At 69.4% G+C, this 22,893-nt stretch carries 21 protein-coding genes and 5 tRNA genes; 16 read left to right on the forward strand and 10 right to left on the reverse strand.

What is annotated here, in order from left to right:
* Positions 1-2: 2 nt before the first annotated feature.
* The 5 genes from ACIBLC_RS19905 to ACIBLC_RS19925 all read right to left on the reverse strand — a co-directional run bounded on the left by ACIBLC_RS19905 (position 3) and on the right by ACIBLC_RS19925 (position 8,926).
* On the reverse strand, positions 3-3,266 hold the full coding sequence (locus ACIBLC_RS19905; RefSeq protein WP_399212325.1) for a nitrate- and nitrite sensing domain-containing protein: 3,264 nt from the start codon (positions 3,264-3,266) through the stop codon (positions 3-5).
* A gap of 391 nt (positions 3,267-3,657) precedes the next feature.
* The gene (locus ACIBLC_RS19910; RefSeq protein ID WP_028802395.1) at positions 3,658-4,233 is read right to left on the reverse strand and encodes an ATP/GTP-binding protein; all 576 of its coding nucleotides are present in this window, start codon (positions 4,231-4,233) and stop codon (positions 3,658-3,660) included.
* Positions 4,214-4,612, reverse strand: a complete 399-nt coding sequence (locus ACIBLC_RS19915; protein ID WP_383685865.1) for a DUF742 domain-containing protein — start codon at positions 4,610-4,612, stop codon at positions 4,214-4,216. Before ACIBLC_RS19915 ends, ACIBLC_RS19910 begins: the two co-directional genes overlap by 20 nt.
* A 111-nt stretch (positions 4,613-4,723) precedes the next feature.
* On the reverse strand, positions 4,724-5,137 hold the full coding sequence (locus ACIBLC_RS19920; RefSeq protein WP_044471908.1) for a roadblock/LC7 domain-containing protein: 414 nt from the start codon (positions 5,135-5,137) through the stop codon (positions 4,724-4,726).
* Positions 5,138-5,146: 9 nt separating this feature from the next.
* Positions 5,147-8,926, reverse strand: coding sequence for a nitrate- and nitrite sensing domain-containing protein (locus ACIBLC_RS19925; protein WP_399212326.1), 3,780 nt, complete (start codon positions 8,924-8,926; stop codon positions 5,147-5,149).
* A gap of 598 nt (positions 8,927-9,524) precedes the next feature.
* Here ACIBLC_RS19925 and ACIBLC_RS19930 point away from each other — a divergent pair.
* From ACIBLC_RS19930 to ACIBLC_RS19970, 9 genes are all read left to right on the forward strand, one after another.
* Positions 9,525-9,713, forward strand: coding sequence for a hypothetical protein (locus tag ACIBLC_RS19930; protein WP_399212327.1), 189 nt, complete (start codon positions 9,525-9,527; stop codon positions 9,711-9,713).
* A gap of 93 nt (positions 9,714-9,806) precedes the next feature.
* Positions 9,807-10,583 carry a fumarylacetoacetate hydrolase family protein gene (locus ACIBLC_RS19935; protein WP_399212329.1) on the forward strand — a complete coding sequence of 259 codons (777 nt, stop codon included), beginning with the start codon at positions 9,807-9,809 and terminating at the stop codon, positions 10,581-10,583.
* Entirely contained in the window at positions 10,576-12,069 is a 1,494-nt protein-coding gene (gene gltX / locus ACIBLC_RS19940) for a glutamate--tRNA ligase (protein ID WP_399212330.1), read from the forward strand. The genes ACIBLC_RS19935 and gltX overlap by 8 nt, the downstream gene beginning before the upstream one ends.
* A 109-nt stretch (positions 12,070-12,178) precedes the next feature.
* On the forward strand, positions 12,179-12,913 hold the full coding sequence (locus tag ACIBLC_RS19945; RefSeq protein WP_399212331.1) for an HAD family hydrolase: 735 nt from the start codon (positions 12,179-12,181) through the stop codon (positions 12,911-12,913).
* 92 nt (positions 12,914-13,005) lie between these two features.
* Positions 13,006-13,077: transfer RNA gene (locus ACIBLC_RS19950), tRNA-Gln, on the forward strand.
* A gap of 42 nt (positions 13,078-13,119) precedes the next feature.
* Positions 13,120-13,192: transfer RNA gene (locus tag ACIBLC_RS19955), tRNA-Glu, on the forward strand.
* A gap of 63 nt (positions 13,193-13,255) precedes the next feature.
* Positions 13,256-13,328: transfer RNA gene (locus tag ACIBLC_RS19960), tRNA-Glu, on the forward strand.
* Between the two features lie 23 nt (positions 13,329-13,351).
* Positions 13,352-13,423 (forward strand) — tRNA-Gln (locus ACIBLC_RS19965).
* A 20-nt stretch (positions 13,424-13,443) separates the two neighbouring features.
* Positions 13,444-13,516: transfer RNA gene (locus ACIBLC_RS19970), tRNA-Glu, on the forward strand.
* Positions 13,517-13,657: 141 nt separating this feature from the next.
* Here the strand turns inward: ACIBLC_RS19970 and ndgR are convergent.
* The gene (gene ndgR / locus ACIBLC_RS19975; protein WP_006383662.1) at positions 13,658-14,374 is read right to left on the reverse strand and encodes an IclR family transcriptional regulator NdgR; all 717 of its coding nucleotides are present in this window, start codon (positions 14,372-14,374) and stop codon (positions 13,658-13,660) included.
* A gap of 189 nt (positions 14,375-14,563) precedes the next feature.
* Between ndgR and leuC the strand changes: the two genes are divergently transcribed.
* The 4 genes from leuC to ACIBLC_RS19995 all read left to right on the forward strand — a co-directional run bounded on the left by leuC (position 14,564) and on the right by ACIBLC_RS19995 (position 17,851).
* Positions 14,564-15,991, forward strand: a complete 1,428-nt coding sequence (gene leuC / locus ACIBLC_RS19980) for a 3-isopropylmalate dehydratase large subunit (RefSeq protein ID WP_399212332.1) — start codon at positions 14,564-14,566, stop codon at positions 15,989-15,991.
* Between the two features lie 3 nt (positions 15,992-15,994).
* On the forward strand, positions 15,995-16,588 hold the full coding sequence (gene leuD, locus ACIBLC_RS19985; RefSeq protein WP_399212333.1) for a 3-isopropylmalate dehydratase small subunit: 594 nt from the start codon (positions 15,995-15,997) through the stop codon (positions 16,586-16,588).
* Between the two features lie 243 nt (positions 16,589-16,831).
* On the forward strand, positions 16,832-17,062 hold the full coding sequence (locus ACIBLC_RS19990) for a hypothetical protein (RefSeq protein WP_327431991.1): 231 nt from the start codon (positions 16,832-16,834) through the stop codon (positions 17,060-17,062).
* Positions 17,063-17,200: 138 nt separating this feature from the next.
* Positions 17,201-17,851 (forward strand): HU family DNA-binding protein, encoded by a 651-nt coding sequence (locus ACIBLC_RS19995; protein WP_399212334.1) that lies wholly within the window; start codon positions 17,201-17,203, stop codon positions 17,849-17,851.
* Positions 17,852-17,958: 107 nt separating this feature from the next.
* Here the strand turns inward: ACIBLC_RS19995 and ACIBLC_RS20000 are convergent, their stop codons facing one another.
* On the reverse strand, positions 17,959-18,162 hold the full coding sequence (locus ACIBLC_RS20000; protein WP_399212335.1) for a hypothetical protein: 204 nt from the start codon (positions 18,160-18,162) through the stop codon (positions 17,959-17,961).
* A gap of 41 nt (positions 18,163-18,203) precedes the next feature.
* Complete coding sequence (gene cofC / locus ACIBLC_RS20005) at positions 18,204-18,851, reverse strand: 2-phospho-L-lactate guanylyltransferase (protein ID WP_399212336.1); 648 nt, start codon at positions 18,849-18,851, stop codon at positions 18,204-18,206.
* Between the two features lie 144 nt (positions 18,852-18,995).
* Here cofC and ACIBLC_RS20010 point away from each other — a divergent pair, with 144 nt between their 5' ends.
* From ACIBLC_RS20010 to ACIBLC_RS20020, 3 genes are read left to right on the forward strand one after another with little or no spacing between them, the layout of a single operon-like run.
* Positions 18,996-19,829 carry a lysophospholipid acyltransferase family protein gene (locus ACIBLC_RS20010; protein ID WP_399212337.1) on the forward strand — a complete coding sequence of 278 codons (834 nt, stop codon included), beginning with the start codon at positions 18,996-18,998 and terminating at the stop codon, positions 19,827-19,829.
* Entirely contained in the window at positions 19,826-20,836 is a 1,011-nt protein-coding gene (locus ACIBLC_RS20015) for an NAD(P)H-dependent glycerol-3-phosphate dehydrogenase (protein WP_399212338.1), read from the forward strand. Before ACIBLC_RS20010 ends, ACIBLC_RS20015 begins: the two co-directional genes overlap by 4 nt.
* A 59-nt stretch (positions 20,837-20,895) precedes the next feature.
* The gene (locus ACIBLC_RS20020; protein WP_399212339.1) at positions 20,896-22,053 is read left to right on the forward strand and encodes a D-alanine--D-alanine ligase family protein; all 1,158 of its coding nucleotides are present in this window, start codon (positions 20,896-20,898) and stop codon (positions 22,051-22,053) included.
* 24 nt (positions 22,054-22,077) lie between these two features.
* On the opposite strand, the gene ACIBLC_RS20025 is transcribed toward ACIBLC_RS20020, so the two are convergent.
* Both ACIBLC_RS20025 and ACIBLC_RS20030 read right to left on the reverse strand, forming a co-directional pair.
* A complete protein-coding gene (locus ACIBLC_RS20025) occupies positions 22,078-22,569 on the reverse strand; it encodes a DUF3515 domain-containing protein (protein WP_399212340.1) in 492 nt (163 codons plus the stop codon).
* A gap of 20 nt (positions 22,570-22,589) precedes the next feature.
* A complete protein-coding gene (locus tag ACIBLC_RS20030) occupies positions 22,590-22,823 on the reverse strand; it encodes an Lrp/AsnC family transcriptional regulator (protein ID WP_383684229.1) in 234 nt (77 codons plus the stop codon).
* Positions 22,824-22,893 lie beyond the last annotated feature (70 nt).

The raw sequence follows: 22,893 nt of genomic DNA on the forward strand, positions 1-22,893 counted from the left end.
CACTAACGCTCCTGGTTGTAGGTGCTGTCAGGACCGAGGCCCTGGCCGTTCGTGTCACTACCTGCATTGCGTCCCTGCTGTACGCCGCGACGCAGGTTGCTCAGCCTGCCCCGGATGTCCTCCGGAGCGCGGGAGACCTGGGGGCCGCCCTGCGGGGTCGATTCCGCTTTCCCCTCGACCAGGTTGGCCTTGGGCACCCGCCGCGGCAGACCGGACGGGGTGACCCCGCCGGCCTTGGGCTTCTTGAGCTGCTCGGCACGCTGCCAGCGGTCGTCGTTGGACGACCGCCAGTCGTCGGGGCCCTCCGTGGTCGCCGGCGGCGGCGTCTGGTCCCGCTGTTCGACGGACCGCTGGCCGTTGCCCGTCGCGGTGGCGCCGCGGCGGGGAAGGCCCGCGTCGGTCAGTGTGTGCGGGGCGGAGGGGGCCGGTCCCGGACGGCTGAAGCCTACGCGGTCCTGCTCACCCGCGTCAGCGGTCTTCGCCGATTCCGCTTCCGGAGCGTACTCGGACCGATACGCGTTCTGCTGCGCGTCCTGCTGCGGCCAGTCGTCCTGGTGGGACGGCTGCGCGAACGCCGAGAAGGTCTCGGAGGCGGCGTTCCGGTTACCCGAACCGTCCTCCTGGACCGGCTCCGGATACGTGGGTTCCGGGTAGCCGCCGGTCGACGGGAAGTACGTCTCGTCGTACGACCCCTGCTGCGGCTCCTCGTACGCCGTCTGCTGGTCGTAGGTCGCCTGCTGCTCCTCGTACGGGGCCTGCCCGTTGGCGTAGGGAGCCTGCGCCTCGAAGGGTGCCTGTCCGTTGTCGTACGCCGGGGGAGTGGCGTACGACTGCTGCCCGTTCTCGTACGTGGGCTGCTGGGCCTCGAAGCCCTCCTGGTAACCGGGAGTCTCCGGGGCCTCCGGCTGGCCCGTCTGGGCCTCCAGGTTCGCTCGGCGCTCCTCGCGCATCAGCGAGCGGCCGACGGGGTCCAGCTCGCGTATGTCGTCCGGTACCTCGTAGCGGCTGTCGTCGAAGCCGAGCTCGGCGGCCGTACGAAGCGGCGGCTGCTGCTGCTGTTGGGCCTGGAACGGCTCACCCTGGAAGGACGGCTGCTCGGGCATGATCTGCGAGACGGTGAACTCGTCGCGCTGGAGCTGCTGTTCGCCGCCGCCGCCACCGTGGGTGATCGCGTCGGGGAGCATGACCAGGGAGGTCGTACCGGCCTGCTCGCCCGAGGGGCGGAGCTGGACGCGGATGCCGTGCCGGTCGGACAGCCGGCCGACCACGAACAGGCCCATGCGCTGCGAGATCGCGGCGTCCACGGTCGGCGGGTTGGCCAGCTTGTGGTTGATGTCCGCGAAGTCCTCGGCGGTGAGGCCGATGCCCTTGTCGTGGATCTCGACCATGACACGGCCGTCCGGGAGACGGGTCGCGGTGACGCGGACCTTGGTCTGCGGGGAGGAGAACGTCGTGGCGTTCTCCAGGAGCTCGGCGAGCAGGTGCACGAGGTCGGTCACGGCGCGGCCGTGGATCTCGGCCTCCGGGACACCGGAGAGCTCGATGCGCTCGTACTGCTCCACCTCGGAGGAGGCGGCCCGCAGCACGTCGACGAGCGGGACCGGCTGGTCCCAGCGGCGGCCCGGCTCCTCGCCGGCGAGGACCAGGAGGTTCTCGCCGTTGCGGCGCATACGGGTCGCGAGGTGGTCCAGGCGGAAGAGGTTCTCCAGCTGGTCCGGGTCCGCCTCGTTGTTCTCCAGGCCGGTGATCAGGGTCAGCTGGCCCTCGATCAGGGACTGGTTGCGGCGCGACAGGTTGGTGAAGATCGCGTTGATGTTGCCTCGCAGGAGGGCCTGCTCGGCGGCCAGTCGTACGGCCTCGCGGTGGACCTGGTCGAAGGCGCGGGCGACTTCGCCGATCTCGTCCGTGGTGGTGATCGGGATGGGCTGCACGCGGGTGTCGACCCGACCGGGGTCGGTGCGGGAGAGCTGGTCGACCAGCATCGGCAGGCGCTGCTCGGCCACGTTGAAGGCCGCGTTGCGCAGCTGGCGCATCGAGCGGCTCATCTGGCGGGCGACCATGCCGGCCAGGATGAACGCGGCGAGCAGGGCGATCACGACGGCCGCGCCGGTGATGATGGCGTCCTGCTTGGCGCTGTCGGAGATGTCGGAGGCCTCGGCCACCGCCTTCTCGGTCAGATCCGACTCGAGGGCGCGGTAGGCGTCGACCTTGCCGGTGTTGACCGCCCACCAGTTGCCCGCGGTGACGCCCTGCGAGGCCAGCCCGTCACGGGCGCTCTGGTCGGTGGAGGCGAGCGTGCCGAGGGCCGAGACCATCGCGGTGTCCCCGGACGGCGGGGGCACATAGGTCTGGCCCTTGGCCGCGGCGGCCTCGGCGGCGGCCTGGGCCTGGGCCTGGCCGTCGGTCTTGAGCTTCTTCTGGGCGGCCGTGAGCTTGGCCGCGTCGGCCTCGGTGCCACCGCCGATGTACTCCTCGACGGCGATGCCCTCGAGGTAGGCGTACGAGGACAGGGCGACGCGCTGCTTGCCGAGGTCCTGGGCGGTGGGGCCGGGCTTGAGCAGCAGGTGCATGCCGATGGACCGCTGGAGCGACGCGGCGGCCTTGGAGAGCGAGAGCGCGTAGACGGTACGGCCGTAGCTGGTGATGTTGCCGGTGCCCAGGCCGAGCTCGTTGGAGAACTCCATCAGCGGGTGCTGGATCTGGGTGTAGCCCTCTTCGGTCTGCACGCCGGTGAGCTGGGAGGTGTACGCGGCCTTGCGCAGTGTCGCGAGGCCGGGCTCGACCTTGCGGAAGATCAGCAGACGGCGCTGGAGGCCGGCCGTCTGCGGCATGTTCTGGGCGACCTCGTCGAAGGCGTCCGCGGCCTTGTCCGTGTCCGCGCGGGCCTTGACGACGGTCGCGTTGCTCTCGCCCTTGCCGGTCAGCAGCGGCTCGGCGGTGACGTCGCGCTCGATGTACAGCTTGTCGCCGTAGGTCAGCGCGGCCTGCACCAGGCGGGCCGTCGCCTCGGCGTCCTCGGCCTCCTGCCAGGTGTCTATCGAGTTCCGTACCTGGAAGCCGCCCATGACCAGGCCGACCACCACGGGGATGAGCAGAATCGCGTTCAGCCTGGTCGGCACGCGCCAGTTGCGCGGGGAGAAACGACTGCCGCTCGGCGCCGGTGCCGACATGGGCTCCGGGGAGCCGTGTGCGGGCCCCGCGACGCGCGGCGGCGGGGTGAAGTTGCCCCGTGCCGACGGCTCGGGACCGTTCTTGCTTCGCCTCACTCGACCAAAACCTCTCGGCGTCGGCACCTACGTTGTGCCGCGGTGTCTCCGGCGCCCTTGACTACTGGGCAGGTCAGCGCATTCCAGCACGTCAGGCGGCGCCCTTCCAAACACTCGGAACCCATGATTCCGGGTGAGGCATGCCTCAGATAAAACGGTCATAAAGAACTAGCCCCGTCAAAAGACGGGGCCTTTGTGAGCACAGCGGTACCGGTTGAACGCGATGCGTGTTGGTGCCCCTGCAATTCTCTGTCGAAATGTTATGAACACTTTGGCCGACCGTGTCAAATGACACAGCCGGCTCCAGTGCGTCTACGACAACTGTCTTATAGAACTGTCGACTTATGGACCGGGGTGAACGGGTCTTCCGCCACCCCGGACCGGTTGTCCGCTAGCGCAGGCGCGCCATGAGCGCGTGTTCGACGAGCGTGATCAACGCGCTCTTCGCGTCCGCGCGATGCCGGGCGTCCGTCGTGATGATAGGGGCGTCCGGGCCGATCTGGAGGGCCTCGCGGACCTCTTCGGGGTTGTACGGCTGGTGCCCGTCGAAGCCGTTGAGGGCGATGACGAACGGGAGACCCGAGTTCTCGAAGTAGTCGACCGCGGGGAAGCAGTCGGCGAGACGCCGGGTGTCCACCAGGACCACCGCGCCGATGGCGCCGCGGACCAGGTCGTCCCACATGAACCAGAAACGGTCCTGACCCGGCGTACCGAAGAGGTACAGGATCAGGTCCTGGTCCAGGGTGATTCGTCCGAAGTCCATGGCCACCGTGGTGGTGGTCTTGTCCCCGGTGTGGGTGAGGTCGTCGATACCCGCCGAAGCGGACGTCATGACGGCCTCCGTGCGCAGCGGGTTGATCTCCGAGACGGCACCCACGAACGTGGTTTTGCCGACACCGAAGCCACCCGCCACCACGATCTTCGCGGAGGTGGTCGCCCGGCCTCCGTCAGAGCTTGCGAAGTCCACTGAGCACCCTTTCGAGCAAAGTCACGTCCGGCGCTCCGCCGTTGCTCTCGTCGCCGCCCGGCTGATGGATGGCGACGAGTCCGGCCTCGGCGAGGTCCGCGACAAGGATCCGTGCCACACCCAGTGGCATGGACAGAAGTGCCGATACCTCGGCTACGGACTTCACCTCACGGCACAGGTGGCAGATCCGCTGGTGCTCGGGGAGCAGCCCCATCAGCTGCGCCGGGTCGGCCGTGGTGCTGATCAGTGCCTCGATGGCGAGCTGGTAGCGCGGCCGGGTCCGGCCGCCGGTCATCGCGTACGGACGTACCAGCGGCTGGTCGCCCTCTTCCTCGTACGTATGTGAGTACGGATCATGAGAGGCGTTGGGCGGGGTCATGAATCCTCCGGGCGGGACAGCAAGTGGGTCAGTCGTGCCGTCTGTTGAGGCCGGTGGGGGGATTGTGTCGGCCGGACGGTGATTTGGTGCTGTGGGTAGAACCCAGGGCCGTTAGTGGAGCAGACTTCCCTGTAGTTCGGCGCGCAGGTCCGGCGTGAGCACTGCGCCCGCGCGGTCGACGAGCAGCGCCATTTCGTAGCCGACAAGGCCGATGTCGCAGTCCGGGTGGGAGAGGACCGCCAGAGACGATCCGTCCGAAACGGACATCAGGAAAAGGAACCCGCGCTCCATCTCCACGACTGTCTGGGCCACCGTGCCGCCCTCGAAGATCCGGGAAGCCCCGGCCGTCAGCGAGGTGAGCCCGGACGCGACCGCCGCGAGCTGGTCGGCGCGGTCGCGCGGGAAGCCTTCGGACATCGCCAGAAGGAGACCGTCGGCGGACACGACGACGGTGTGGGACACCCCGGGGGTGTTGTCCACGAAGTTGGTGATCAACCAGTTCAGGTTCTGTGCGGCCTGGCTCATCTGACTCAACTAGTGCTCCTGCTGGTGAGTGGGGCTGGGGAAGCTGCCGGTCTGGCCTGTACCGGCCTGGCGACCCTGCTGAATGCCCCGACGGAGATTGGTCAGCCGACCGCGTACATCGTCAGGCGCACGCGAGACCTGCGGACCGGTTTGGTGCGTCTGCTGCTGCGCCGTGCCCGCGACGAGGTTGGCTCGCGGGACGCGGCGCGGCAGGCCTGAGGTGGTGACCCCGCCCGCCGATGGCTGACGGACGCGTTCTGCCTGCCGGACGAGGTCGTCGTTCGGCGAGGTGCGCCAGGACGCCTGGGCGGCCGGCGCGGCGGCGGGCCGCGGTGGAACCGCGGGCGCCTGCGGCTGCGGGGTCTGGGGGGAACCCTGCGAGCCGTTGGTCTGGTTGTTCTGCGCCGCGGCAGCTGCTGCCGCCGCGGCCGCCTGCTGACCGTGGAACCAGTTGGTCTCCAGCGTGTCGTACAGCGGCGTGCGTCCGTCACCGGGGCCCGCCGGCGGCAGGGCCTCGGGTTCCGGCGCGTGTACGGGCCGCTGCGGAGGAACCGGCGGCCGCTGCGGTGCCTGCGGCCGCTCGAACTGTCCGGTGGACGACGGGTTCTGGCCGTTGCCGTATCCGGGCGTCGCGAACTGGCCGGTGGACGAGGGGTCCTGGGAGGCGCCGTAGCCCGGAGTGGCGAACTGGCCCGTGGTGGACGGGTTCTGACCGGTGGGAGCCGTGCCCGAGGAGCCGAAGACATCCGGGCGGACGAACTGACCGGAGTTCTGGCCGGAGTTCTGACCCGGGTACTGCCCGGTGCCCTGTCCGGAGTACTGCGACGGGGCGGCGCCGGGGCGCGGTGCGTCGTAGTCGGGGCGGGCGAACTCGGAGGTGGCGGCGGGACCCTGGCGGTCGTCGATCCGCGGAAACTCCGAGGTGGCAGCGTTGGCGCCGGTGGCCGGCGGTCCCTGGTGGTCGTCGATGCGCGGGATGCGCGAGGTGGAGTCGGGCTCCTCGTGGCCACGCGGGGTGTCGAGGGAGGCACGCGGCACCGGCGGCTGGGCGTTGTCGTCGCTCCAGCTCGGCCTCGACTGCCCGTTGCCACCGGGGAGTTCGGCGCGTGCGCCGCCCCGGCCCGGAAGCTGCGGCCTGCGACGGCTGCCCTTGCCGGTGGGCTGCTGCGGAGGAGCGGCCGCGGGGCCGTTCTGCCGTGTACCGGGTCCGTCGCCGAACCCGCTCTGGCGGTTGCCGGTCGCGTCACCGAACGCGCCCTGACGGGCGCCGGGTCCGTCGCCGAAGCCCTGCGCACCGGTTCCGGCGGCCTGGAGGCCCTGCGGGGCGCCGGACGTGTTCTGTCCGAAGACACCGGCACCGGCTCCGGCCGGAGCCGGCCTGCCCTGCGGCGGGTTGCCCGGACCCTGCGGCCCGCGCGATCCGCCCGGGTTGCCGCCCTGGCTGCCCGGCAGCGCGGCGCGCGGACCCTGGCCGGCGCCGACCTGCCCACGCTGCGGCGGGGCACCGACACGACCGGGGTTGCCGCCGCCGCCGAGGGCGGGACCGCCCGCCTGGCCGTTGCCGCGGCGGGCCGCGGCGACACCGGCGGAGGCCTGCGAGGCCGCCGGACCCGCGCTCTGACCAGGCTTGTTCGGAACCTTCTTGCCACCCTGGGCGACATCGACGGGGAGCATGACGAGGGCCGTCGTGCCGCCGGAGTCGGACGGGCGCAGCTGGATACGGATGCCGTGACGCTGGGACAGCCGGCCGACCACGAACAGACCCATGCGGCGCGACACCGAGACGTCCACGGTGGGCGGCGAGGCGAGCCGCTCGTTGATCGCCGCGAGGTCCTCGGGGGAGAGGCCGATACCGGTGTCGTGGATCTCGATCAGCACACGGCCGTCGGGCAGCGCGTGACCGGTGACCTTGACCTTGGTCTGCGGGGAGGAGAACGACGTGGCGTTCTCCAGCAGCTCGGCGAGCAGGTGCACGAGGTCGTTGACCACCCGGCCGGCCACTTCGGTGGTCGGCACGGAGGAGAGTTCGATGCGCTCGTACTGCTCCACCTCGGAGGCGGCGGCGCGGAGCACGTCGACCAGCGGGACCGGGCGGGTCCAGCGTCGGCCTGGCTCCTCACCGGCGAGAACGAGAAGGTTCTCACCGTTACGGCGCATGCGGGTCGCGAGGTGGTCGAGCTTGAACAGCGAGGAGAGCTGGTCCGGGTCGGCCTCGCGCGACTCCAGTTCGGAGATGAGCGAGAGCTGACGCTGGATGAGGCCCTGGGAGCGGCGCGAGAGGTTGGTGAACATCGCGTTGACGTTGCCTCGCAGGAGTGCCTGCTCGGCGGCGAGTCGTACGGCCTCGCGGTGCACGTCGTCGAAGGCCGCGGCGACCTGGCCGATCTCGTCCCGGGAGTGCACACCGACCGACTCGACGGAGGTGTCGACGTCCTGCGGGTCGGACTCGGAGAGCTGCTTGACCAGCTCGGGCAGCCGTTCCTGGGCGACCCTCGTCGCGGTGTCCTGGAGTCGGCGCAGCGAGCGGATCATGGACCGGGCCACGACGAAGGCGCCGACGAGCGAGACACCGAGGACGAGCAGGATCAACGCACCCGAGAAGATCGCTTCGCTCTCGGCCTCGTTGCGCAGCTCACGGGCCTTCTGCTCCATCTCGCCGAGCAGCGTGGTCTCGATGTTCGCCATCTGCCCGATCTTGGTCGAGTCGTCGTCGACCCAGTCCAGATACGAGCGCTTGTCGCGCTGGGCGAGACCACCCTTGCTGGCGAGCACGCGCTTGGCGTAGTCGTCGGCCGCCTCGATGGTCGGGTTGCCGCTCTCGATGGGCTTGAGGAGCTCCGCGGAGCCCTCTCCGTAGATGCTCTCGAAGCTGCTGAGGTCCGACTCCTGGCTCTGCTGCGCCGAGAGCGCGTACTGCCTGTCGGTCTCGGACAGTGAGCCGAAGGTCGTGTTGCTCTCGGGGAGCGCCGCGGCGATGACCGCTCGCTGGACGGAGGCGTACTCCTTGGCCGAGGAGAAGGCCGCCAGTGCACGCGTGCGCTGGATCATCTCCGGGTTGCTGGTCGCCTCGGCCATGTCCTGCGAGAGCCCGAGGAGCTGGGTGATGACCCGGTGGTACGCCTCGACGGTCTGCGTGGAGTTGTCGGGCTCGTCGTAGGCGTCGCCGCGGATGCTGTTGAGCTTCTGCAGCTCGCGGGTGAGGCCGACGAGGCTGTCGCGGACGCCGGTGAGCTGGCCGTCCGTGCTGGAGTCGTCGATCTCCTGGACGCCGGCGAGGAAGTTCTTCTTCGAGACGTCCGTGGCGTCGCGGACGCCCTTGACCGTGGGCGAGGTGGCCGTGGTGCCGTGCACCAGGGGTCCCGCTGTCGTGTCGCGCTCCTTCTGGAGCGCGGCGGCGAGCTCGGTCGCCTGCTGGGTGATGTCCGTCAGCAGCTTCATGTTGTCGAGCTGCTGGATGTCGTCCATCGACTGGTTGATGCGCAGCGCGCCGAGCGAGGTCGCGGCGACCACGGGGAGCGCGAGCAGCGAGACCAGACGCGTGGAGATGCGCCAGTTGCGCAAGGCTATTCGCGAGCCGGGGCCGGTGCTGCTGCCCTTCGGCTTCTTGGCTGCCGGTTTGGGGGGAGCCGTCACGCCGGGGCGTGCGGAACGTTCACCGCTGCCGCCGACCTCTGCCGGTCCCGGGTTCTGGGCGTGCTGGGGCGAGGAGCTGCCTTTGGTGGGGCCAGTCCCGCCGTGTGGCTCCGGCTCCGCCGAAGCGCTGCCATCCCTCTTGAAACGTCCCTGCACTAGCGTCGCAACCTCTGGACCAGGCGTCCCTCCGCGTAAACGGCGGGACGGTGTCGGCGTCGTTCAGGGGCGCAGACGCGCCCCCTGGTGGTCGTGAGTGACCGGCGTTGGATCCCCCTTCTCCGCCGCCACTCGGCGCTTCGTTGCGCCCCCTGCGCGCCGGTTCGATCCCGCGGCGGTTCGTGGAATTCCAGCACAGTGCCGGATCTCCAACAAGGCCCGAGTACCAGGCTGTGACCTCCGTGACAGCTTGTGAGGGCTGTGTCACGAGACGTAGAAAGTGATCTCGTACATAACGGGCGTATGCCTACGAGGTGTTGGGGTGCTCGGGGTGTCCCAGTCGCCATGATCAGGAGCGGAATGTTGGCTTCAGTGGCGTAATGCCGGTTTCGTCCGATCGGATCGCCAGCCTGAATTGACCGGTTTGCCTACTAGTAAGTGAGGAAACTCACACCACGATCATGAGGTCTTCACGGCTTCGCCTGGGAATTACATGTTTAGCCTGACGCTTTACAGGGATGGCAAATCCGACAACCTGCGCCTGTGTGGGGGCTTTTGAGCCCGCCCGGCGCCCCCGACGACAAGGTCGAGTACAACAGTGAAGACGACGATGATGTTCCGCAACATTGCCAACCCGCGACGCACCACGCTGGCCCACCTCGAGGACGCCGACGAGCTGCGCACGCCCGAGCAGCCGGAGCACTCGCTCGACCTCCCCGCCCAGACGGCCAACCCCCGCCGCACCATCCTGATGGAAGCGCCGGTCGCCGCCACCGCCGCGGAGTAGCGCACCCGGCGAAATGCGCGAGGCGCCCACCTCTTCCCGCGTTAGCCTGGAGCGTCAGACTCCAGCCAGCTCAGTGAGGGGCGCAACGATCCCGTGCGCATCGCCAGGTTCTCCATCGACGGCAACGTCGCTTTCGGCGCGGTCGAGGGCGACAAGCCGGACGAACTCGTCCTCGACATCATCAAGGGCATCCCGTTCACGGACTTCGAGCTCTCCGGCACGAAGGTCCCGCTGAACAAGGTGCGGCTGCTGCCCCCCGTGCTCCCCAACAAGGTCGTGGCCTTCGGCCGCAACTACGCCGAGCACGCACGGGAACTCGGCAACGAGGTGCCCGACGCCCCGTTCGCCTTCTTCAAGCCGTCGACCTCCGTGATCGGCCCCGGCGACGAGATCCAGTACCCCACCTTCTCGAACGAGGTGCACCACGAGGCCGAGCTGGCCGTGGTCATCGGCCGCATGTGCCGAGAGGTCCCGCGCGAGCGCGTCAAGGACGTCATCCTCGGCTACACCTGCGCCAACGACATCACCGCGCGCGACGTCCAGAAGCGCGAGAAGCAGTGGGCCCGGGCCAAGGGCTTCGACGGCGCCTGCCCGCTCGGCCCCTGGGTGGAGACGGACGTGGACCCCTCCGACCTGACCATCCAGTGCACGGTCAACGGACAGCAGCGTCAGCTCGGCCGCACCAGCGAGATGATCCACTCCATCGAGGATCTGATCGTCAACATCACCGAGGCCATGACGCTGCTCCCCGGTGACGTGATCCTCACGGGCACCCCCGCCGGGGTCGGCCCCCTGAACGTCGGCGACGAGGTCGCCGTCACCATCGAAGGCATCGGCACTCTCACCAACAAGGTGATCAAGCGTGGCTAACGGCTCCGTCCGCGTACGTTTCTGTCCCTCCCCGACCGGCAACCCCCACGTGGGGCTGGTCCGTACTGCCTTGTTCAACTGGGCATACGCCCGCCACACCGGCGGCACGTTCGTATTCCGTATCGAGGACACCGACGCGGCCCGCGACTCCGAGGAGTCGTACGACCAGCTGCTCGACTCGATGCGCTGGCTGGGCTTCGACTGGGACGAGGGCCCCGCTGCGTTCGATAGCGCCTCCGGCGCGGGCGGCGGCCCGCACGCGCCGTACCGCCAGTCGCAGCGGATGGACATCTACAAGGACGTCGCCCAGAAGCTCCTGGACGCGGGCCGCGCCTACCACTGCTACTGCTCGACGCCGGAACTGGACGCCCGCCGGGACGCCGCTCGCGCCGCCGGCAGGCCGTCCGGCTACGACGGCCACTGCCGTGACCTCACCGCCGAGCAGACCGAGGCCTACGAGGCGGAGGGCCGCACGCCCATCGTCCGCTTCCGCATGCCCGACGAGACGATCACCTTCACGGACCTGGTCCGCGGCGAGATCACCTACCTCGCGGAGAACGTCCCGGACTACGGGATCGTACGGGCCAACGGCGCGCCCCTCTACACGCTCGTCAACCCGGTCGACGACGCCCTGATGGAGATCACCCACGTCCTGCGCGGTGAGGACCTGCTCTCCTCCACCCCGCGCCAGATCGCCCTCTACCAGGCGCTGACCGAGCTGGGCATCGCCAAGGAGACCCCGGCCTTCGGCCACCTCCCGTACGTCATGGGCGAGGGCAACAAGAAGCTCTCCAAGCGTGACCCGGAGTCCTCGCTCAACCTCTACCGGCAGCGCGGCTTCCTCCCCGAGGGCCTGCTCAACTACCTGTCCCTGCTCGGCTGGTCCCTGTCGGCGGACCGGGACATCTTCTCCATCGAGGAGATGGTCGCCGCCTTCGACATCGCGGACGTGAACCCCAACCCGGCCCGCTTCGACCTCAAGAAGTGCGAAGCCATCAACGCCGACCACATCCGCCTGCTCGACGTGAAGGAGTTCACCGAGCGCTGCGCCCCCTGGCTGAAGGCCCCCTTCGCCCCCTGGGCGCCGGAGGACTTCGACGAGGCGAAGTGGCAGGCGATCGCCCCGCACGCGCAGACCCGCCTCAAGGTCCTCTCCGAGATCACGGACAACGTCGACTTCCTGTTCCTCGCGGAGCCGGTCTTCGACGAGGCGTCCTGGACGAAGGCCATGAAGGAGGGCAGCGACGCGCTGCTGCGTACGGCGCGCGAGAAGCTGGACGCGGCCGACTGGACCTCGGCGGAGTCCCTCAAGGAGGCCGTCCTGGCCGCCGGCGAGGAGCACGGCCTCAAGCTCGGCAAGGCCCAGGCCCCCGTCCGCGTCGCCGTCACCGGTCGCACCATCGGCCTGCCGCTCTTCGAGTCCCTGGAGATCCTGGGCAGGGAGCGGACACTGGCCCGCGTCGACGCGGCACTGGCGAAGCTGTAGCCACCGTCACACGCGGTCGTACGAAGGGGGGCGGCGCCCGGGACCGGGCGCCGCCCCCCTTCGCGCACCGGGCGGCGACACGCGCCCCACCCGGAGATACCGTCGGACCATGAGCATCAAGGCCCTGGTCTGGGACATCGACGACACCCTCTTCGACTACACGGGCGCCGACCGGGCCGGGATGCGCGGGCACTTGGCGGCCGAGGGGCTGCTCGACACCTACGCGTCCCCCGACCAGGCGCTGGCGCGCTGGCGGGAGATCACCGACGTGCACTGGGCGAGGTTCGCGGCAGGGGAGACCGGCTGGCAGGGCCAGCGCAGGGACCGCGTCCGGGCGTTCCTGGACCGGCCCCTGAGCGACGCCGAGGCCGACGGCTGGTTCGAGCGCTACGCCGGACACTACGAAGCCGCCTGGGCTCTCTTCCCGGACACGGTGCCCGCCCTGGACGCGCTCGCCGCCAGTCACCGGCACGCGATCCTGTCCAACTCCAGCTTCGCCAACCAGGACCGCAAGCTTCGGGTGCTGGGCGTACGCGACCGCTTCGAGAGCGTCCTGTGCGCGGCCGAACTGGGTGTGTCCAAGCCCGCGGTGGCGGCCTTCCACGCCGCCTGCGACGCCCTCGGCCTGCCTCCGCACCAGGTCGCCTACGTCGGCGACCACCCGGAGATCGACGGACGCGGCGCCGCCGACGCGGGGATGCTCTCCATCTGGATCGACCGTGCCGGCGCGCACACCGCGCCGGATAGCGGTCCCAGGGGCCCGCACCGGATCGCCTCGCTGGCCGAACTCCCCGTGATCCTCGGCGCTGATACCCGTTTTGGAGCGCCGTCCACCTTCAGGTAATGTTCTTCCTGCGCCGCCGGAGAACGGGCCGAAAGGTCAGAAAACCGGAGGCGCTAGCTAAAACGGAATCCCTGTAGGGGGTTGTGTTTCAGTGGCCTATGGTGTAATTGGCAGCACGACGGTTTCTGGTTCCGTTAGTCTAGGTTCGAGTCCTGGTAGGCCAGCTCGCAGAGCTCATCTGCAACCGCAGAGGTCAACTCTGCAAGGCCCCCGTTGTGTAGCGGCCTAGCACGCTGCCCTCTCACGGCAGTAGCGCCGGTTCGAATCCGGTCGGGGGTACAGATCCTTCTCAAGGGAGGCAGTCCGGGTCGCACCCGCTGCCTCTCATGCAGGATCGCTAGGGCCCCCGTTGTGTAGCGGCCTAGCACGCTGCCCTCTCACGGCAGTAGCGCCGGTTCGAATCCGGTCGGGGGTACTTGGATGGTCTAGACCATCCATTGGGCTATGGTGTAATTGGCAACACGACGGTTTCTGGTTCCGTTGTTCTAGGTTCGAGTCCTGGTAGCCCAGCTGGATCACTTGTGGTCCTCGCCCCCGTTGTGTAGCGGCCTAGCACGCTGCCCTCTCACGGCAGTAGCGCCGGTTCGAATCCGGTCGGGGGTACGTAGATCGATGGCCCCCCACTTCGGTGGGGGGCCATCGGCGTTCTCCGCGTCAACTCCGTCTGCGGAGCGGAGAGTTCGGCGCTCGTCGTGCGGGGAGGGCCTGCCGCGGCGTTGAGGCCGGCCCCTCCCGGGGTGACGATCAGCCGGTGCGGCGCAGGGCTTCGGAGAGGCGGCCGGCGGCGTCGATGACCGCCTGGGCGTGCATCCGGCCGGGGTGCCGGGTCAGGCGCTCGATCGGCCCGGACACCGAGACGGCGGCGACCACGCGGTTCGAGGGGCCGCGTACGGGCGCGGAGACGGACGCGACGCCCGGCTCGCGCTCGCCGATCGACTGGGCCCAGCCCCGGCGTCGTACTCCCGACAGAGCCGTCGCGGTGAAGCGGGCGCCCTGGAGGCCTCGGTGCAGCCGCTCCGGCTCTTCCCAGGCCATCAGGATCTGAGCCGAGGAACCCGCCTTCATGGTGAGGGTGGAGCCGACCGGGACGGTGTCCCTGAGTCCGGAGAGGCGCTCGGCCGCGGCGACGCAGATGCGCATGTCGCCTTGGCGGCGGTAGAGCTGCGCGCTCTCCCCGGTGAGGTCCCGCAGGTGCGTGAGCACCGGGCCCGCCGTCGCGAGGAGGCGGTCCTCGCCGGCGGCCGCGGCCAGCTCGGCGAGGCGGGGGCCGAGAATGAAACGGCCCTGCATGTCACGCGCCACCATGCGGTGGTGTTCAAGTGCCACGGCGAGGCGATGTGCCGTGGGTCGTGCCAGTCCGGTCGCCGCGACCAGTCCCGCGAGGGTGGCCGGACCGGACTCCAGAGCGCTCAGGACAAGGGCTGCCTTGTCCAGAACGCCGACGCCGCTACTGTTGTCCATGAAACGATACTCGCGTCTCACTCTGTGAAACGCAAGTTCAATTTCCCGTGGAACGCGCCACCCTTGTGGGCATGCGGCCCGCGGACCAACGGGCCCGGCGGCGGACGCCCGATACGAGGGGTACGAGCGTCGCCGCACCGGAAATCTCTAGTTGGGCCGGCGCCACACAGGCCGGCCGGAGGGAAAGCGATGGGTAGGACACTCGCGGAGAAGGTCTGGGACGACCATGTCGTCCGGCGCGCCGAGGGCGAGCCCGACCTCCTCTTCATCGATCTGCACCTGCTGCACGAGGTGACCAGCCCGCAGGCCTTCGACGGCCTCCGCCAGGCCGGGCGACCCGTGCGCCGCCTCGACCTCACCATCGCCACCGAGGATCACAACACCCCGACCCTCGACATCGACAAGCCCATCGCGGACCCGGTCTCCCGGATCCAGCTGGAGACGCTGCGGAAGAACGCCGCCGAGTTCGGTGTGCGACTGCACTCGCTCGGCGACGTCGAGCAGGGCGTCGTCCACGTCGTGGGACCGCAGCTGGGCCTGACCCAGCCGGGTACCACCGTGGTCTGCGGCGACTCGCACACCTCCACACACGGCGCCTTCGGCGCGCTGGCCTTCGGCATCGGCACCTCGCAGGTCGAGCATGTGCTGGCCACCCAGACGCTGCCGTTGGCCCGGCCCAAGACCATGGCCATCACGATCGACGGCGAACTGCCCGAGGACGTCACGGCCAAGGACCTGATCCTGGCGATCATCACGAAGATCGGTACGGGTGGCGGCCAGGGCTACATCCTGGAGTACCGCGGCTCCGCCATCGAGAAGCTCTCGATGGAAGCCCGCATGACCATCTGCAACATGTCGATCGAGGCCGGCGCCCGCGCGGGCATGATCGCCCCCGACGAGACCACCTTCGCCTACCTCGAGGGCCGCGCCCACGCGCCCGAGGGCGAGGAATGGGACGCCGCCGTCGCGTACTGGAAGACGCTGAAGACTGACGAGGACGCGGAATTCGACGAGGAGGTCGTCATCGACGCCGCCTCCCTCGCGCCGTTCGTCACCTGGGGTACCAACCCCGGCCAGGGAGCGCCGCTTTCGGCGGCCGTCCCCGATCCTGCTTCGTACGAAGACGCTTCGGAGCGTCTGGCCGCCGAAAAGGCCCTGGAATACATGGGGTTGACCGCCGGACAGCCGCTGCGCGACATCAAGGTCGACACCGTCTTCGTAGGTTCGTGCACCAACGGCCGTATCGAGGACCTGCGTGCGGCCGCCGCGCTCGTCGAGGGCCGCAAAGTCGCCGACGGCGTACGGATGCTGGTGGTCCCCGGCTCGGCGCGGGTCGGTCTCCAGGCCGTTTCCGAGGGCCTGGACGTCGTTTTCAAGGAGGCCGGCGCCGAATGGCGGCACGCGGGCTGCTCGATGTGTCTGGGCATGAACCCGGACCAGCTGGCCCCCGGTGAGCGCTCCGCGTCGACCTCCAACCGCAACTTCGAGGGCAGGCAGGGCAAGGGCGGCCGTACGCACCTGGTCTCGCCGCAGGTCGCCGCCGCCACCGCCGTGCTGGGCCACCTGGCCTCCCCGGCCGACCTGTCCGACGCCCGTACGCCCGCTGGAGTCCGATAAGCCATGGAAGCATTCACCACGCACACCGGCCGGGCCGTCCCGCTGCGCCGCAGCAACGTCGACACGGACCAGATCATCCCTGCTCACTGGCTCAAGAAGGTGACCAGGGACGGATTTGAGGACGGGCTCTTCGAGGCCTGGCGCAAGGACCCGTCGTTCATCCTCAACCAGCCCGAGCGGGCGGGGGCCACGGTCCTGGTCGCCGGCCCCGACTTCGGCACCGGCTCCTCGCGCGAGCACGCCGTCTGGGCGCTCCAGAACTACGGCTTCAAGGCTGTCATCTCCTCCCGTTTCGCCGACATCTTCCGCGGTAACTCGCTCAAGAACGGCCTGCTCACGGTGGTTCTGGAGCAGAAGATCGTGAACGCGCTCCAGGAACTCACGGAGAACGACCCGCAGGCCGAGGTCACGGTCGACCTGGAGGCCCGCGAGGTGCGCGCCGAGGGCATCACCGCCTCCTTCGAGCTGGATGAGAACGCCCGCTGGCGGCTGCTGAACGGCTTGGACGACATCTCCATCACCCTCCAGAACGAGGGCGACATCTCGGCGTACGAGGCCAAGCGGCCCTCGCACAAGCCGAAGACGCTCCAGGTCTGATTTCAGCCACCGCAACACCCCTCTGTACCCCCAATCGTGGACGGTTGGGGGTACAGCTGTGTCCCCCTCCGAACAGCCTTCGGATGCGTTGGCGAACAGCCTCAACTCCCCTAGTTACAAAGGCGGTTGTCGGGGTAGCCGACCAATGGTGCGGGGTGCCGCCGAGGGGCCCAGGAACCCCTCCGGGGGCGGCAGTTACCCCCTGGGCAGGCGACAACTCGCCCCAGATGGCACAATCTGTGCATGGAACACGACGGCCAACTCGAGCTCTATGTGGCAGTCGCGGCCCAACTCAAGGAAGCGCACACAAGAGTGCGCGCACTGCAAGTCCCGGAGGGCGTACGGATGGCGCTGACCCGGAAGCTGCTGGTCATTACGGCCGTGGCCAAGCACGATCTCGCCGATGCGACAAGGCGTCTGGAGCGGTTCACCACTGACCTCGACGAGGGCCGATTCCTCGAAGAGGAACGCTGAGTTACTCCACGACAGTCCGAGTTCGTTGCGGCACAAGGGTGATTCGCCCGTTTCGTGTTTGATTTGCGGTATATATCTGCCTAACGTGCGAAAAAGCTTGAACGCATTCGTTCTGGCAATGTCTCCGAAGGGGAAGACGTGAACAAGGCGCAGCTCGTAGAAGCGATTGCCGACAAGGTCGGCGGGCGTCAGCAGGCCGCCGACGCGGTCGACGCCGTACTGGACGCCGTCGTCCGCGCGGTTGTCGGCGGTGACCGGGTGTCGGTCACCGGCTTCGGTTCCTTCGAAAAGGTTGACCGTCCGGCCCGTTACGCCCGCAACCCGCAGACGGGTGAGCGCGTCCGGGTCAAGAAGACCTCCGTACCGCGCTTCCGCGCGGGCCAGGGCTTCAAGGACCTGGTGAGCGGCTCGAAGAAGCTCCCGAAGAACGACGTCGCGGTCAAGAAGGCCCCGAAGGGCAGCCTCTCCGGCGGCGCTTCGGCCACGGTGAAGAAGGCCGCGGCCAAGAAGGCCACCACCGCCAAGCGGGCGACGGCCAACAAGACCGCCGCCACCGCGAAGAAGACGGTCGCCAAGAAGACGACCGCCACGGCGAAGAAGACCACGGCCAAGAAGGCGACCGCCAAGAAGACCACGGCGACCGCCAAGAAGGTCGCGGCCAAGAAGACCACCGCCAAGAAGGCGACGGCCAAGAAGGCCCCGGCGAAGAAGGCGACGGCCAAGAAGGCCCCCGCCAAGAAGTCGACGGCCCGCAAGACCACCGCCAAGAAGGCCACCGCCCGCTCCTAGCGAGGGCGCAGAGGCAACTCACGCGTCGGGCCGGGCTCCCACCGGGAGCCCGGCCCGCGGCGTGTCCGGGGTCTGCCGGCAGCCGCTCCGCGCCCCGTTCGCGGCGTCTAGAACGTCTGCAGGGTGATCAGCGTGATCCGGCGCGCCTCGCCGTCCCCCTCGGTCTCGACGCGCACCCGCTGTCCGGGGCGCAGCAGTCGCAGGCCGCCGGCGTCGAACGCCGGGCCGTCGAAGGGCACCGGGGTGCCGTCGTCGAGCAGCACCTGGCCGCTACGGGTCACGGGGTCGTACGTGTACGCGGTCGCCTGCATGGCGGAAGCCTATCCACGGGTGGGCGAGGGCGGCCCCGCCGTCAGCCGCCGGACTGGCCGGGGATGAGCAGGCGCGCGGCCAGAGCCGCCGTGCGAGAGCCCACACCCAGTGCCAGGGCGGCTCGCAGGTCGTCGCCGGTGTCCACGTCCTGGCGTACGGAATCCACTCCGTGGAGACGGAGTTCCGCCGCGCCCGAGGCGCGATGACGGGCGCGGGAATCGGGGCCGAAATCCGGGAGCAATTCCCGGCCCGGGGCCACGGCCAGCAGAGTGGTACCGATTGCGGCGGCATCGGGGAGAAAAGCGCGCGGAAATTCGGCCGCGGCCTCGAGTACCCGGGCCAATTCCGGCGGGCGCAAGGCGGGCAGATCGGCGTTCAGGGCGGCGACGGGCCTTTCGGGAGTTCGGGAGCGTACGGCGGAGGCGCCGTACGCCAGTGCGACGTTCAGGCCGCCCGCCGGCTCGCCGGTGATGATCCGGGCGCCCAGTGCGGCCAGCTCCCGCCCGGCGAGGGAGTCGTCCGTGACTACCGCCACATCACGGACCGCGGCGCAGGCCAGCGCGGCGGCCACGGTGTCCTGCGCGAAGGCGAGGGCGAGCCCCGGACGCAGTCCGTCGCCGGCGGTGTCCGCAAGCCTGCTCTTGGCCCGCGACAGGGGTTTGAGCGGTATCACCAGGTTCCACTGCACGTGCGCTCCGCCTCTCCCTTGTCGCACTTATTGTGACCCGGCCGCCCTGGCGGTCCGCACTCCGGGGCGTACGGTGTTCTCGACAGACAGTCGGCCTGGGGCGACACTTGTGCGGCCCCCCAGGTCTTGGAGGAAGGTGTTCGCGTGCCCCGCCGCAGAATCGGCTTCTGGTACCGCTTTGCAGCGGTCCTCTGCAAACCGCCGCTGGTGGTTCTGATCAAGCGGGACTGGCGCGGGGTCGAGAACATTCCGGCCGGGGGCGGATTTATCACCGCGGTGAACCACAATTCGCATGTGGATCCGTTCATGTACGGGCACTACCAGTACAACACCGGGCGTGTTCCGCGGTTTCTGGCGAAGAGCAGCCTTTTCGGCAAGGGGTTCGTGGGCGCCGCTATGCGCGGCACGGGCCAGATCCCGGTGTACCGCGAGACGACGGACGCGCTGAGTGCTTTCCGGGCCGCGATCGACGCCGTCGAGCGCGGCGAGTGCGTCGCGTTCTATCCCGAGGGCACCATCACACGCGACCCCGGCCAGTGGCCGATGACCGGCAAGACCGGCGCCGCCCGCGTCGCGCTCCAGACCAAGTGCCCGGTGATTCCCGTCGCCCAGTGGGGCGCCAACGAACTCCTGCCGCCGTACGCCAAGAGGCTTCACGTCCTGCCGCGCAAGACCCACCACGTCCTGGCGGGCCCCCCGGTCGACCTCTCGAGCTTCTACGACAAGGAGATGTCCCCGGACGTCCTCAAGGAGGCGACCGAGGTCATCATGGCTGCCATCACCGAGCAGCTGGAGCGGATCCGCGGCGAGAAGGCACCCCAGGCGCCCTACGACCCGCGCCGCGAGCGGGTCGAGCAGCGCAGGCGGACCGCGACCGGTGAACGGGCGGCCCGGCAGATCTCCGCGCAGGAACAGGACGCCCACGACAACGCGCGGGCGCAGCACAAGGCACAGCAGGAAGAGGGGCAGGGCACGTGAGCAAGCCGGTCAAGGCGGCTGTCTTCGGGACCGGATCGTGGGGCACCGCCTTCGGCATGGTGCTCGCCGACGCGGGTTGCGACGTCACCCTGTGGGCGCGCCGCGCCGACCTCGTGGAGGCGGTCAACTCCACGCGTACGAACCCGGACTACCTGCCGGGCGTCGAACTCCCGGTGAACCTGCGGGCCACCACGGACCCCGCCGAGGCCGCGGACCAGGCCGACTTCACGGTGCTCGCCATTCCCTCGCAGACTCTGCGCGGCAACCTCGCGCAATGGGCGCCGCTCCTCGCGCCCGACACCGTGCTGGTCTCGCTCATGAAGGGTGTCGAACTCGGCTCGACCATGCGGATGAGCGAGGTGATCGAGGACGTCGCCAAGGTCGGCGCCGACCGCATCGCCGTGGTCACCGGACCCAACCTCGCGCGGGAGATCGCCGCACGCATGCCGGCCGCCGCCGTGGTCGCCTGCCGCTCCGAAGAGGTCGCCCAGCGGCTCCAGTCCGCGTGCCACACGCCGTACTTCCGCCCGTACACCAACACGGACGTGGTGGGCTGTGAACTCGGCGGCGCCGTCAAGAACGTGATCGGTCTCGCCGTCGGTATCGCGGACGGCATGGGACTCGGCGACAACGCCAAGGGCTCGCTCATCACGCGCGGGCTCGCGGAGACCTCGCGCCTCGGGCTCGCCATGGGCGCCGACCCGATGACGTTCGCCGGACTCGCCGGCCTGGGCGACCTGGTGGCCACCTGCTCCTCGCCGCTCTCCCGCAACCACACCTTCGGCATCAACCTCGGCAAGGGCATGACCCTCCAGGAGACCATCGCGATCACCAGGCAGACCGCCGAGGGCGTCAAGTCCTGTGAGTCCGTGCTGGATCTGGCGCGGGGGTACGGCGTCGACATGCCGATCACCGAAACGGTCGTCGGCATCGTCCACGAGGGCAAGCCGCCCGTCGTCGCGCTCAAGGAGATCCTGTCGCGCAGTGCCAAGCCGGAGCGACGCTGAGCGACAGGCGTCAACAGGCGCTGACTGAGGCGGGTACCAGCGGGTACGCTCAGGGCGATATGAGCACCGAGAACCTCTCCCAGAACCCTGAGCAGCCGCCTCGCAAGCCGCGCGTGGCCGTCGTCTTCGGCGGCCGCAGCTCCGAGCACGGGATCTCCGTGGTCACGGCCGGCGCGGTTCTGCGCGCCATCGACCGGACGAAGTACGACGTCCTGCCGATCGGCATCACCCAGGACGGCCGTTGGGCGCTCACCGCCGACGAGCCGGAGCGCATGGCGATCGTGGACCGGCGGCAGCCCAGCGTGGACCTGCTCGCCGAGTCGACCGAGGGCGGCGTGATCCTCTCCGTCGACCCGGCCAACCGCGAAGTCGTCTACAGCGAACCGGGTTCGGTACCCAAGGCCCTCGGCGAAGTGGACGTCGTCTTCCCCGTGCTGCACGGCCCGTACGGCGAGGACGGCACCCTTCAGGGCCTCCTGGAACTCTCCGGAGTCCCCTACGTCGGTGCCGGTGTGCTGGCCTCGGCCGTCGGCCAGGACAAGGAGTACATGAAGCGGGTGTTCACCTCCTTCGGGCTGCCCGTCGGCCCGTATCTGGTGGTCCGGCCGCGCGAGTGGGCCGGCGACGAGCAGGGGGCCCGCGAGCGGATCGCCGGCTTCGTGGGTGAGCACGGCTGGCCGCTGTTCATCAAGCCCGCGCGCGCGGGCTCCTCGATGGGCATCACCAAGGTCGACTCCTTCGAGGGCCTCGACGAGGCGATCGCGGAGGCCCAGCGGCACGACCCGAAGATCATCGTGGAGGCGTTGCTGCGCGGCCGCGAGATCGAGTGCGGCGTCCTGGAGTTCGAGGACGGACCGCGCGCCAGCGTGCCCGCCGAGATCCCGCCCGTGCAGGCGCACGCCTACTACGACTTCGAGGCGAAGTACATCGACTCGACGCCCGGTCTCGTACCGGCCCCGCTGACGCCCGAGCAGACCGCGGAGGTCCAGCGGCTCGCGGTCGAGGCGTTCGATGCGGCCTCCTGCGAGGGCCTGGTGCGCGCGGACTTCTTCCTCACCGAGGACGGGGAGTTCGTGATCAACGAGATCAACACCATGCCGGGTTTCACGCCCATCTCGATGTACCCGAAGATGTGGGAGGCGAGCGGCGTGGCCTACCCGGAGCTGGTGGACCGCCTGGTGCAGGCGGCGCTGAACCGCTCGACCGGGCTCCGCTAGCGGCTTCCGCGGCAGCCCGTCACGTCAGTCGGCGATCCCCTCGGGGATCGCCTTCTTGATGGGCGCCGCGAAGTCCGTGAGCGGCCCCGCGCCCTCGTCGGCACGCTCCTTGGGCAGCCTCACCTCGACGTATGCCGTGCGCAGGGTCGTGGTGAAGACGTACGACCCGTCGTCCCGCTTCTCGACCAGCCAGCCGACGCCGTTCACCTCCGCGCCGTCGGCGTTCGAGTCGTTCATCTCGGCGGGCCGTTCCACACCGCAGCGCAGTATGATCGCCGGGCCTCCCCAGCCCGCGGTCAGCGCGGACCGGGGCTCGGGATCGTTCCGGTCGAGGCCGTTGACTTTCTTCGGCAGCTCCTTGTCCAGGTTCTGGCACAGCTTCGTGACCTTCGCGCCCGGGCTGGGAACCGCGGCCGAGGGTTCGTCGTCTGCCGAGGAACAGCCCGTGACGGCGAACAGCAGAGCGAGAACGGGCAACCCGAAAGCAGCGGTTCGCCGGTGGTGGAAGAAGGTCACCGGCCAAGGGTAGACGGGGGCTACAGGTGCACGACCGGGCAGGTCAGGGTGCGGGTGATGCCGTCCACTTGCTGGACTTTGGCGACCACCATGCGACCGAGGTCGTCGACGGTGTCGGCCTGGGCGCGCACGATCACGTCGTACGGTCCTGTCACGTCCTCGGCCTGGATCACCCCCGGGATCTTGCTGATCGTCTCGGCGACGGTCGACGACTTGCCGACCTCCGTCTGGATCAGGATGTACGCCTGTACCACGGAACCTCCAGGGCGGCCACGAGGATCATGTGGGGAAAAGGAACGCCACGGTATCGCGTCGCCGCTCGCC

The organism is Streptomyces sp. NPDC050535 (assembly GCF_044457665.1).
Taxonomy (GTDB): Bacteria; Actinomycetota; Actinomycetes; order Streptomycetales; family Streptomycetaceae; genus Streptomyces.

What these genes read in the sequence shown, in the direction of transcription:
- ACIBLC_RS19990 (WP_327431991.1), top strand. Translation starts at nt 16,832, where the DNA reads ATGGAACACGACGGCCAACTCGAGCTCTATGTGGCAGTCGCGGCCCAA.
- leuD (WP_399212333.1), top strand. Translation starts at nt 15,995, where the DNA reads ATGGAAGCATTCACCACGCACACCGGCCGGGCCGTCCCGCTGCGCCGC.
- leuC (WP_399212332.1), top strand. Translation starts at nt 14,564, where the DNA reads ATGGGTAGGACACTCGCGGAGAAGGTCTGGGACGACCATGTCGTCCGG.
- ACIBLC_RS20000 (WP_399212335.1), bottom strand. Translation starts at nt 18,162, where the DNA reads ATGCAGGCGACCGCGTACACGTACGACCCCGTGACCCGTAGCGGCCAG.
- ndgR (WP_006383662.1), bottom strand. Translation starts at nt 14,374, where the DNA reads ATGGACAACAGTAGCGGCGTCGGCGTTCTGGACAAGGCAGCCCTTGTC.
- ACIBLC_RS20020 (WP_399212339.1), top strand. Translation starts at nt 20,896, where the DNA reads ATGAGCACCGAGAACCTCTCCCAGAACCCTGAGCAGCCGCCTCGCAAG.
- ACIBLC_RS19945 (WP_399212331.1), top strand. Translation starts at nt 12,179, where the DNA reads ATGAGCATCAAGGCCCTGGTCTGGGACATCGACGACACCCTCTTCGAC.
- ACIBLC_RS19915 (WP_383685865.1), bottom strand. Translation starts at nt 4,612, where the DNA reads ATGACCCCGCCCAACGCCTCTCATGATCCGTACTCACATACGTACGAG.
- ACIBLC_RS19920 (WP_044471908.1), bottom strand. Translation starts at nt 5,137, where the DNA reads ATGAGCCAGGCCGCACAGAACCTGAACTGGTTGATCACCAACTTCGTG.